Annotated in this window: 6 protein-coding genes; 1 reads left to right on the forward strand and 5 read right to left on the reverse strand. The window is 48.0% G+C overall.

What is annotated here, in order from left to right:
* Positions 1 to 63: 63 nt before the first annotated feature.
* From IE074_RS13470 to ettA, 3 genes are all read right to left on the reverse strand, one after another.
* Entirely contained in the window at positions 64 to 7,422 is a 7,359-nt protein-coding gene (locus IE074_RS13470) for an ESPR-type extended signal peptide-containing protein (protein ID WP_189385970.1), read from the reverse strand.
* 570 nt (positions 7,423 to 7,992) lie between these two features.
* Positions 7,993 to 8,205, reverse strand: a complete 213-nt coding sequence (locus IE074_RS13475; protein WP_189385971.1) for a YMGG-like glycine zipper-containing protein — start codon at positions 8,203 to 8,205, stop codon at positions 7,993 to 7,995.
* A gap of 153 nt (positions 8,206 to 8,358) precedes the next feature.
* Complete coding sequence (gene ettA / locus IE074_RS13480) at positions 8,359 to 10,032, reverse strand: energy-dependent translational throttle protein EttA (protein ID WP_189385972.1); 1,674 nt, start codon at positions 10,030 to 10,032, stop codon at positions 8,359 to 8,361.
* 146 nt (positions 10,033 to 10,178) lie between these two features.
* Here ettA and IE074_RS13485 point away from each other — a divergent pair, with 146 nt between their 5' ends.
* Complete coding sequence (locus IE074_RS13485) at positions 10,179 to 10,658, forward strand: hypothetical protein (RefSeq protein ID WP_189385973.1); 480 nt, start codon at positions 10,179 to 10,181, stop codon at positions 10,656 to 10,658.
* Here IE074_RS13485 and IE074_RS13490 read toward each other — a convergent pair.
* Positions 10,655 to 11,584: a glycosyltransferase family 2 protein gene (locus tag IE074_RS13490; RefSeq protein ID WP_189385974.1), complete on the reverse strand. Its 930-nt coding sequence runs from the start codon at positions 11,582 to 11,584 to the stop codon at positions 10,655 to 10,657. The two genes, IE074_RS13485 and IE074_RS13490, sit on opposite strands and share 4 nt — an antisense overlap.
* A 215-nt stretch (positions 11,585 to 11,799) precedes the next feature.
* Positions 11,800 to 11,928: a hypothetical protein gene (locus tag IE074_RS14995; protein ID WP_256368576.1), complete on the reverse strand. Its 129-nt coding sequence runs from the start codon at positions 11,926 to 11,928 to the stop codon at positions 11,800 to 11,802.
* Between the last annotated feature and the right edge of the window lie 339 nt (positions 11,929 to 12,267).

The raw sequence follows: 12,267 nt of genomic DNA on the forward strand, positions 1-12,267 counted from the left end.
CCTTGCCCGAACCACCCACATCACTGTGAGTGGTCCGGGCCATGGCTCATGACTAATGCAAAATTACCACTGGTAACCTACACCTGCACCGTAAGTCACATCACCACGACTATTACCAGAAACCGAACCTTTCAATATCCATTTACCGTTATCAGTAATAGTTGACAAACCAGCCGCATAACCCTGCTCACCACGGTGTCCTGCCGTTGATATCGCAAACACGCTCTTGCCAGGCAAGTAAGCCTGTGGCAAGTTGGCCATAGCCGCTGCCGAGGCAGTCCCTGCCCGGGCATCGCGATCAACACGTTTCAGGTCACCCCGCACCGCATTAATCTGGTTGTTCAGATTATTGGCTACGCCTTTAAGCTGCCCAACGTTAACCGCATCAGTATCATTGACACCGGCAGCCACGTTGGTAATGGTTGAACCACCCGCATTGATGCCGCTGGAAGAAACACTTGGACCAACCTGCTCACCCGCTTTGTTAACAAATGACAATCCTCCGTTATTGACAATCGTATTGCCTGCCTGGAAGGTCGTGGCATTAACCGTCGTTGCGTTAACGGTTGTTGCATTCACTTCAGTTACGGTAATTTTGTCATTCAGGTTGAAGTTCACCTCGGCACTACCCAGCACTTGCGTAATCACGATATTGCCGTCGGTATTCAGCAGACTGACTTTGTCACCGGCCTGAACCTGCGAATCATTGCCACCCGCATTCAGTGTCCAGCCTTGGTTCAACACTTCAATGGCATCACCTACGTTGTTAACCACTGTATTGTTGTTTCCAACGGTATAGCTTGGTGCACTAACGGTGCCATCAACGTTAACCTTGGAACCGCCACCAAAGTTGTTCGCAACCGAATCACTGATATTGTGGATCTGACCGCCATTCACCGCATCTTTGCTGTCTTTGGCAATAGCACCGTTGGCAACACTGGTAATTTTATTGCCACCCACATCAACTTTATCAGCCGTAAAGGCCAAGTCACCGGTAGGACCACCCACAATGGTTAAGCCTGTATCACCCAGCTTGACGTTTTCGCCAACCTTGACGCCACTATCATCCATCACTGTTTTACCGGTCGTGACAGAATCAACCACCAAGTTGGGGTCAACCGAGATTTCAATATCAACATTGCCTTTGTCTTTCGGCTTTTGAACAATATCAATATTGTCACCACCCACCAGGGTTAACTGGTCACCGGGCAGGATATCCGCAGGACCACCAGTGCCTGTGCCAGAAGAACCTCCCGTACCGGTTCCAGACGTACCACCACCTGTACCTGGAGTGCCGCCAGTGCCTGGGTTGGAACCAGACGGATCGCTAACCGTGACTTTCCAGCCTTCGGCCAACTTATCGATAGCCGCCTGCACGGTTGAATAATCTTCACCATTAATAGTGTAAGTCGGACTGGTGAAAGTACCATTTTCAAAGTTAAAGCTTACATCGCCACCAAAAATATTCTTTACCGAATCCGCCAGGAATGATAACTGGCTGCCATTGACCGCATCGGTACTGGTTGCGCTTATTTCACCCTTTGACAGGCTGGTGATTTTACGACCGCCCATGTCAATGCCATCCGGTTTAATGAACACCGTATTAGGTAACTGAGCCCCATTTGTATCAACAAAGCTCAAGCCATTACTGTTGATGAGAGTACCACCCGCATTGATACTATCAACCTTGATGTTTTTAGCCAGATCAAAGGTCAGGTTAGTGCCGGTTTGACCAATCACGATGTTGCCATCGGTGTTGTCAAAATCAACCGTTTCTCCCGGTGCCACATTTTCAGAGCTTGCTGTATCTGCATTCGTGCTTACGTTCCAGCCTTTATTGGCTGTTTCGTTCACGATTGCCAGCTGCTCTTCTGTCGCAGCACGACCTGCTGTGGCAAAGTCATCCGCCTCCAGATCACGGTTGGTTAAACCTGTGATATCGCCTGTACTGGCATCTATCGCAATGGTATTGGCCGGGCTGCCGGTTGGATTGGCAAAGAGCTCAATCTTGCCTGCTTCCACTTTGGTCGTTGCTGTCGGATTGGCAGTCACATCCTGCACTACCAGACCGGTATCACTAACAACCGTATCACCCACTGTCAGGCTGCCGTCTTCAGTCAGATCAATGTCTTTAGCCAGCTGAATGCTTAGGCTGCCATCATCTTTCTGAATTACGCCAATATTACCTTCACCGGTCAAATCAGCCGCAGCCGCACCACCGGTCAGGCCCAGGGTTTCATTCAGCTTGCGGCTAACGGTATTACCATCATCACCTACAAACTTCAGGCCATCATTAAGCGTAGCCACTTCCTCGGTTATGCCATCCGGTTTCTCGTAAACAATGCGCGTTTTACTCTCACCATTTACACCATCATTACCATCAAGGCCTGGCGCACCATCTTTCACGCTAATGTTGGCGCTGGCACCCGGTTCACCATTGGCACCCGCTGGACCGGTCAGGCCAATCGAGCCATCTTTGCCGTTCAGGACCACTGACGCCCCATCCTTGCCATTCACGCCAATCGTGCCGTCGATACCATCAACCCCATCCTTGCCAACCTGGATGTTTTCCAGATCGGTCAGGCTGGTCGCCAGCTTGATGCGCAGCTCACCGTTTTCACTGTCAACACGAATGTTGGCATCGGAAGCATCCTTAGCGGCATCCAGACCACCCACAATATTCAGGATCTCGCCCAGATCTTTGTGGATTTCATCGCCGGTATTACCGGCAAAGTTCAGGCCTGCTGTTGTCAGGTTATTGGTTGCTTTCTGCAAGTCACCAATATTGGCTGCATTGGTCAGCGTATCACCCGTGGCATCAGCAAGATTGATACCTCCCAGACCACTGGCTACGCCGGTAATCTGTTTATTGCCACCATCAATACCGCCAACCGTTACGCTTGGACCATCTGTAATTGTTAAACCACTACTGTTAATAACCGTGGTATTGGCATCATCCTTGAAGGTTGCACTGTTTAATCCAGCCAGATCTTTAGCCAGCTGAATACTTAGGCTGCCATCGTCTTTCTGAACCACACCAAGGTTATTCTCTGACAGATTGCCAGTATCTGCACCACCGGTCAGGCCCAGGGTTTCGTTAAGTTTACGTGTAACAGTGTTACTATCGTCGCCCATAAAGCTCAGGCCATCATTCAGATTAGCAAGTTCTGCACTTTTGTAAGTAACGCTATTATCTTCGTTTACAATGAAGTTATCACCCAACTGCGTTCTGCCATCAACCGTCAGATTGTTGGTGGTAATACTGTCACCCTTGATGATGGTGTCTCCAACTGTAAGTTCATTCGCCAGGTTGAATGTCAGGTCTGTACCGTCACGGGTGATAACAAGATTGCCATCAGTATTGCTGAAATCTACCGAACCACCAGGAGCCACGTTGGCACCGGCACTACCATTAGCACTAATATCCCAGCCTTTATTTGCAATCGTTTCAACGGCCTCAAGCTGGTCCACATTAACAGCATCAGTACCATCAATCCCGGGAGCCAGGCCGGTGATTCTCTTGCCACCCATATTAATACCCTGGTTATTAATAACCGGACCATTATTAATGGCAATGCTATCCAGGTCGGTCAGATTGCGAGCCATTACGAGATTCAACTTATTGCCGTCACTATCCACACGCAAATTGGCACCAGTAACTGCTTCACTGCCTGCCAATGCACCCGATATCGTCAATGGTGTGGTATCACCCAGCTTTTTGGCAATATTGCCACCGGTATTTCCGGCAAAACTCAGGCCGTCATTCTTGTTGGCAATTTCTGTATTGTTATAAGTAACGGTGCCATCATTCTTAACAACAAACTTATCACCCAGCCTGGTTTCACCTGTGGCCGTCAGATTATTGGTCGTTACGTTACCTTGATTAATAACAGTCTGGTTACCCGGGCCACCAACGGTAATGCTGTTGCCTATTTCAATATCATCCGACAAACCGAAAGTCAGGTTAGTACCGTTACGGGCAATAACAATATCACCATCGCTCGTGCTGAAATCAACTGAACCACCGGGCGCGACATTAGCAGCCGTCTGGCCGTTCGCTCCAACGTTCCAGCCTTTTGCCACGTGCTCAAGGCCTTGTTGTATGGTAGTAAAATTATTACCTGCATTACCGTTTAAAGTGAATGACCCTGTCACTTGATGTTTATCAGCATCATAGCCAAAACCGCTACCCAGCGCAGCAGCCACACTTTGGCCCGCTGTATCAAGGTCATCGGCCAAGGCCTCAAGTGCCATATTAGTGCCATGCAACTGGCTGCCATTAATGGCATCAGTACTGTTCGCAGCTACGCGGCCTGCCGCTACGTTGGTAATGGTGCGCACCACACCATCGCCACCTACGCTCACGGTAGATGTCGCATTAGTACCTGCGAAATTATAAGTTTCTTTATCAATAGACAAATTTGGGGTATTGACTGCAGCAGCAGTAAACGAACCACTGCCCAAAGCGACAGAACCCTGATGTGTTGCCTGAGCACCTTGACCAAGAGCGGTTGCATTCAGTGCAGTAGCTCCAGCGCCACTACCGAATGCAGCAGCGGATTCAGCATTGACTCGAGCACCAGTACCAACAGCCAATCCATTTACAGCGGCGGCAGTCGCTTCTGCACCATCACCGATAGCGGTAGCAAATTTGGCGCGGGCTTCTGCCTCAACGCCTAAGGCCAAGGCATGTTCTTCATCAGCCAATGATGCTTTACCTATTGCGATTCCTGCCGTATTGCGCGCCGTATCTTGATTATGAGGATCGCTAAAACCTGATACGGCCCCCGTACCCATGGCGATACCATCCGTGGCGTAGCCAACGGCACCCGTACCTGTAGCGACAGCATTAAAACCACTGGCACTGGCACCTGTACCGCTGGCCTGCGCATTTAAACCGCTGGCATTTGCGCCAGTACCGCTAGCTTGTGAACTTACGCCAGTGGCCACCGCATTGCTACCAAAGGCCATTGAGTCTTCACCACGAGCTTGTGCTGTCGTCCCAAGTGCCACGGCACGTTCATCAGTAGCCACAGCGTCCATACCAATGGCAGTACCATTATCCGCTGTAACCTCCGCACTTGTACCAATAACAACGGTGTTGTGATTGGGCACCACAGAATCTTCCAAGTGAGATCGTGCTCCCGTGCCAATAACAATAGAGTTTTCACCATAGCTGTGCGCATTCTCACCAATGGCGACTCCGCCTTCATGGGTAGCCATTGTGCCTGAGTTACCAATGACAGTCGATTTTATACCGATTGCATCTACGTCATTACCAATAGCAATACTCTGTGTTGCAGATGTACTCGCATCATGTCCAAATGCGATTGAGGAATCGCCTCCCGCGCTCGCATTAGGGCCAATAGCCATCGCATTTGTACCCGCAGCACCATTACTACCTTTATTCGCATCTATACTAGAGTTAACATGAAAGTACTGAATTTTATTTTCAGTAAGCGCTTGCTTCAGTTGCCCTACATTAACTACATCTTCGTTATTAATACCTGCGGCAACGCCAGCAATCCTTTTATCGGTATCACTCACAAAAGTAACCGCTGTCGCTGGTAAAAGCTGAATAGTACCATTAGCTAACAAGGCAAAACCTTCTGCAACTGAGCCAAACGTATACGAAGTACCTGCTTTGTCTTTTACTGTAAAATCAGAAAAAGAACCCTCCGCATTAACTGATACACCTCCACCTATCAAACCGGCAACTTCTGTCTGTACTTTGTGTAACTGCCCTACTGTTGCCGCATCACTTGTTGCTGCACCATCGGCGACGTTAACAATACGACGTAATGTGGCATCACCGCCACCCTCGTTGCGATTTCCAACAGATACCACTGAACCAGGAGTTGCCTGATTTGTCAGATACGAAGAGCCTGCCCAATCCAGTGCGCTGGCAGCTGAATTTAAACCTAAAGCCACGCTTCCACTTGTAGCCTTTGCATTTGTACCCAAAGCAACCGCGCTTTCAGCTGCATTAGCGTCATAACCAATGGCAACACCACTTTTAGCCGATTTGGCTGAATGACCTATAGCGACCGAATCTGTTGCTGACTTTGTATAACTACCGATAGCAACGGCATGTTCAAGTGTGGTAACAACATTGTGATTAGCTTCACGACCGATAGAAACAACAGAGTCACTACCTACACCCAAGTTGGTTCCACTATTCTGACCAAGCGCCACGTTGAAATACCCGGAGACATCACTACCAGAACCGGCACCAATGGCGATATTTTGAGAACCCCCTACATTTTGACCTGCCTTGGTACCAATGGCGATGAGGCCTTCTCTATCATCTGCATCTCCAGCATTCACTCCAGCACCGGCTCCGGTACCCAGGGAAATACTGTTTTTCACTCCCGTACTAGCCCCAAAACCGGCAGCAAAAGAACCCTCTGCATTGGCTTGTGCCCCACCTAAAGCGATACTATTTGCACCTGCCGCGTTTGCTTTAGCACCCAATGCTGTAGCGCTACTGCCTGATGCCTTGGCATCATCACCCAATGCCACCGTACTGCTACCACTGGCAACACTGTCACGGCCAATAGCAACGGCAGCCGTTCCGCCTGAACCCGGCGCGTTACCGCCAGCAAGAGCACCGTCACCCAAAGCAATGGCACTTTCGCCTTCTGCAGTTACCACTGCACCTACTCCTGCAGCGAAAGCATTTTCTGCTTGCGCTTGAGTCATAAAGCCAAGTGCGACGCTGTTTAGGCCCGAGGATACCGCTTGAGGACCAATTGCAACGCTATCAACACCAGTCGCTGAAGCGTCGTCCTTATCTGACTTTACACGAAAATACTTGATGCCTGAAAAAGTATCTGAAACACCCAAATCAGAGAGTGTTGTTTGCAGGGTTGTAATATCTGTTTCAGTTTCGCCTACACGAGTTGTTAAACCTGAAATATTGCTATTGGTGGTGCTTAAACCAGTGTCCAAGTCATCAATTTTGCCTTCAGCTGTTGTGACTCGGGTTGTTAAACCAGAAATATTTGTATTGGCAGTACCCAAGCCTGTTTGCAAGACATCAATCTCGCCTTCAGCTGTTGTTACCCTACCATTCAAAGCAGAAATATCATCAGCATTTTTAATTACTGCCTGATTAACAGTATTCAACTGGCCGGCAGTTACCGCCAAATTTGCGTTATTCACATCGGCAATATCAAATGTTCCACTTAAACCATCGATGGTTCCGGTATCACTTGAGAAAACAATACTGTTTCCATTCACCGCTGCCTCATCACCCACCTTCACTGTTTGTGCTTGAGCATAGGCTCCTACGGTAACCGCTAAAATTGCACTTGCCAGTACTGATGAACCACTTCGCTTGCCTTTTGCTTTTACATTTTCTGAAACAGCGACATAAGTTCCTGTTTGTTCATTCCATATGCTTTTATATATACGATTCACAACCGATCCTTTCAAATTGATGTATCTGCCGGCGGTGATTGGTTGGTTAGAACTGCAAATAATTTTTCAGTTAAACACAAACACAAGAGGAGCCAGCACCTTGACTGTCAGCAACTCATTCCGAGAGTACTTTCATAATGAAAACAAACTGTTACCGGTATTGCTGAGGATCGACTGTAGTGAATGTAAGGATATTTTTCAATTTGCAATACTTTACAATGCAGTAACAAAAACCCATTAAATTGCTAATTATTTATTTTTATTAAATGAATAAATATTTTTATTAATATCATATATGTATGCAAAAAATAAAATGACTTGTTCAATATGCAACAAGTTCCCTGAAAATTTCAGAAAGAATGTCAAACATTATTATTTTTTAAATGAAAACAGCCTTATTTATTTAGATTAAAAAACACACTTTTGTCAATTCTTAACATTTTTGTCAAATCAACAACATTATTCAAAACAAATTCCAATAAAAAAACCCGAACATTCAAAAATGTTCGGGTTCCTGGCTTGAAACAGGCAAGTCAAAAACTTACCTGTTTATCGGGCACTTGTGGGTGTTTATTTACCAACCTGGTTACCAATCACACCACCTACTGCGGCGCCACCAACGGTACCCCAGCCACTGCCACCCGTTAACACGGCACCTGCAACACCACCAATGGCTGCGCCACCAATCGTGCTTTTATCGCGTGTGCTCATGTTGCCACAACCGGTTAAGGCGGCTGCCACAACGGCAACCAACATTACCTTGCTTACGTTTTGCATCTTCATTTTAGACTCCTTCAGGCATTGGCCAAAGATTCAACAATTAAAACATTATCCTGTTACTTACAGGTTCTCAAAATACTACTGTTTTGGCTATAGATTTACTGTGTAAATTGTATCAATTTTCAAATATCCGGTGTTTTTGACACACACTGAAATTTACTTCAATGCTTTATAGCGAATCCGCTTGGGCTTGGCACCTTCCTCACCCAGCCGACGCTTTTTGTCAGCTTCATATTCCTGGTAGTTACCATCAAAAAACACCACCTGCGAATCTCCTTCAAAAGCCAGAATATGGGTAGCGATCCGGTCCAGGAACCAGCGATCATGGCTAATAACCATCACACTGCCCGCAAACTCCAGCAACGCATCTTCCAAGGCACGCAGGGTTTCCACGTCAAGGTCATTGGAGGGTTCGTCAAGCAGCAGGACATTACCACCTTTAATCAGCGTGGCAGCCAGGTGCAGGCGTCCGCGTTCACCGCCCGACAATTGCCCAACCATTTTGTTCTGGTCTGAACCCTTGAAATTGAAGCGTCCCAGATAGGCACGGGCCGGCATTTCAAATTTTCCAACCGTTAGTAAATCGGCACCATTGGAGATAAAGTCGAAAACGTTTTTATCATTGCTCAAGGCTTCACGTGACTGGTCAACAAAAGAAATATTGGCGGTCTGGCCAATGTTGACCTGTCCGGAATCAGGTTGTTCCTGCCCGGCAATCATGCGGAACAGGGTGGATTTACCGGCCCCGTTAGGACCGATAATACCCACAATAGCACCGGGCGGTACCTTGAAGCTCAGGCCATCAATCAGCAATCGATCGCCAAATGCCTTACTGACGTTTACAAATTCAATCACTTCATTGCCCAAACGTTCTGCCACGGGAATGAAGATTTCCTGGGTTTCATTGCGCTTTTGGTATTCATGTGAAGACAGCTCTTCAAAGCGGGCCAGACGCGCCTTGGATTTTGCCTGGCGCCCCTTGGGATTCTGGCGTACCCATTCCAGCTCTTTTTTAATGGTTTTCTGGCGTGCAGACTCGGCGGCCTCTTCCTGCTGCAGGCGATTGCCTTTTTGTTCCAGCCAGGAACTGTAGTTACCCTTCCAGGGAATACCATGGCCACGGTCAAGCTCAAGAATCCATTCCGCCGCATTGTCCAGAAAATACCGGTCGTGGGTTACCGCCACCACGGTACCCGGGAATTTCTGCAAAAATTGCTCCAGCCATTCCACACTTTCCGCATCCAGGTGGTTGGTCGGCTCGTCCAACAACAACATGTCTGGCTTGGACAGCAACAGGCGACACAACGCAACACGGCGTTTTTCACCACCCGACAAATGACCAATATTTGCATCCCAGGCGGGTAAACGCAGCGCATCGGCCGCGATTTCCATCTGATGCTCAATGTCATCGGCACCACTGGTTGCCGCTGCCGCGATAATCGCTTCCAGCTCGGCCTGTTCGGCAGCCAGTTTGTCAAAATCGGCATCGGGCTCGGCATATTCAGCATAAACCTCATCAAGGCGTTTACGGGCGGTAAACACCTCGCCCAAGCCTTCTTCCACCGATTCCCGAACTGTGTGCCCGGGGTTCAGTTGGGGTTCTTGTGGCAAATAGCCAATATTCAGCCCAGGCATGGGAATGGCTTCGCCTTCGATGTCCTTGTCAACACCGGCCATGATTTTAAGCAGGGTTGATTTGCCAGAGCCGTTCAGGCCAAGGACGCCAATTTTGGCGCCCGGAAAAAAAGACAGGGAAATATCACGTAAGATCTGCCGTTTGGGGGGCACGATTTTACCGACTCGGTTCATGGTATAAACGTATTGGGCCATTTTTATATGCGTAAATATGAAAAGGACTCATTGTAGCCATTTCCTGCCATATTGTCCGTTTGTGAAATTGGTCAAGCACTTAGGCACTCGTTAAAAATCCAGTACAATCAAATGATTGAATCCACGCTTACCCTATAGTGATAAACATGCTTACCTTTACTGAACACGAACTGGAACTCCTTGGCAAAACCGCCGATGCCCTTAGCGCCTATATGGGCAAGCCGGTGCTGGCCGAAGTGGATGTATCTGAAGACGGCTTTGAATGGGTGATGTTCGGCATTCCACTGGACATTAACGATGAAGCGGAAGATGAAGAGATCGTTCATATCCAGATGGGTGGCCCGTCTGCGCGACTGCTGGGCAATGCAGGTGGCCTTGAAGACGGGCAACGAGAGGTTTATGCCTGTGAGTTCCTGTGGGGCATCCAGCTAACCGACCAGGAAAACATCCGGTTTATTCGCATTGACTATACGGGCGAAGAAGTGCAATGGACCGAAACCCTGGAAGAAATGCTGCCGTTTGCCATTAACGATGAAGAGTTACCCAATGATGAAGAGAATTGGGACGATGACGATGACAGCGATGACGAGCCCGAAAGCAACCCGCCACCCCCAACCCTGCACTAATGCAGCTTTTTATCGCGCAGATAGAGCAACAAACCAACAGGATACATGGATGCCACCAGCAAGGTTGGCATCAGCCCCTGCAAATGGGCCAAACCGGGCAGTTGAACGCCCCCTGCCCGCAAATGCAGACGAAAACGGGTATAACGGGCGGCAGCCATTAAAAAAGAAGCGGGCTGGAACCTGAACCAAGGCAGGCACTCTACTACCGTATCACGCGCCAGCAACAACAGACCCATGGCATGTTTTTTGCCTGTTTGCGCTCCCTCTTCAGACAAGGAGCCAGCGGTTTCATGATAAACCCGAAAAACCTGGTTCACGAAACGTGTTAAATAGCCTTTACGGGCAATGGCACGCCAAACAATGCTTTCCGGCACAAACCCGTCTATGTTCTCAGGAAAGGGAAAGTACTTAAGCACCTCTGTTTGCATGCAGCCAAACTTTTCACCTTTGACGGAATGCCGGAAAGTCATGTCCATGGATGTCATATCCATGACGTCTTCAGGGTATTTATCGCCAACAATGCTGCCATCGGGGCGGGCGCACAGACCGGTAACGGCAATATAGCCTTCACGCTGCTCGGCAGGAATAGAACGCCAGCAGGCCCACATCTGGCTAAGGGCATCAGGGGTAAGCGTATCATCACTATCAAGCACAACCAGCAAACGCCCCCAGGCGTTCTTCACCCCGTTATTGAAGGCCGTTTTTTTGTGCTGGTTCTTTTGCCAGACATAGCGTATGGGAAAGGGTGAGACCTCTTGCCATTGCTCTATCAACTCACGGGTATTATCGGTAGAACCGTCATCGATAATGAGCCACTCAAAATCACTAAAATGCTGATTGCACAGCGACTCGTAAGCGCGCAACAAGGTATGCGCACGGTTATAGGTCGGTGTTAATACAGTAAAAGAAAACTGATTATCTGTCATGGCTGAAAATAAATAACGATTTTGCTTTTTATTAATGGCTGCTAAACCAAACGATGCGTTAGTTTGCCATGTTAATGATGATCAACGTGTAGTGAATCGTAAAATGCGTAATTGACATTAAAAGCCAGGGCTTTACATTGAAAAGGCCGCTGTCGCGTGACAACGGCCTTGAATTTTTGCCATACGGGCAAAACGTGTTTAATGCCAGGAAGGCATTAAACACGTTTCACTTTTTCTAGCATTTTGAACACGCCTTTTGGTGAGCTGACAAACAAACGTTTGAAAGCTTTACCCAGGCAACGGCGCTCAAGAGTGTTGCGACGTACGCGCTTGATTTCAGCCATGAGATTCTCCAGATAAATTGGTTAGCCTGCTAGTGTACTTGAAATAAGCATATTTATCAATAAATAGCCAGTCATTCAAAATTTAAATAAGTCCTGCGTATTCCCACATAGAAGCAAGGTAATGCGCATGGATAGCCCAACCCCCCAAGTCAAACAAGTATTTACATTTCAACCGTTCATACAAAACAACAGTTATGCGTTCCCACGCGGGAGCATCACTGCCATTAAGTTAAGCATTTTTTGAGATAATAAGCGGCTTTGATTGACAGTTGAACATGGCTAAAAAAAGCAGGCAATTGAAGTTACCCAAGAGCGGCTTGAAGCGAATAGCTTCAAGCA

The sequence above is a fragment of the Advenella faeciporci genome (genome assembly GCF_014652395.1).
GTDB classification, from domain to species: Bacteria; Pseudomonadota; Gammaproteobacteria; order Burkholderiales; family Burkholderiaceae_B; genus Advenella; species Advenella faeciporci.

Bases quoted from the DNA above. Each gene is read 5' to 3' on its own strand.
- IE074_RS13475 (WP_189385971.1), bottom strand. From the start codon at position 8,205: ATGAAGATGCAAAACGTAAGCAAGGTAATGTTGGTTGCCGTTGTGGCA.
- ettA (WP_189385972.1), bottom strand. From the start codon at position 10,032: ATGGCCCAATACGTTTATACCATGAACCGAGTCGGTAAAATCGTGCCC.
- IE074_RS13485 (WP_189385973.1), top strand. From the start codon at position 10,179: ATGCTTACCTTTACTGAACACGAACTGGAACTCCTTGGCAAAACCGCC.
- IE074_RS13490 (WP_189385974.1), bottom strand. From the start codon at position 11,584: ATGACAGATAATCAGTTTTCTTTTACTGTATTAACACCGACCTATAAC.
- IE074_RS14995 (WP_256368576.1), bottom strand. From the start codon at position 11,928: ATGGCTGAAATCAAGCGCGTACGTCGCAACACTCTTGAGCGCCGTTGC.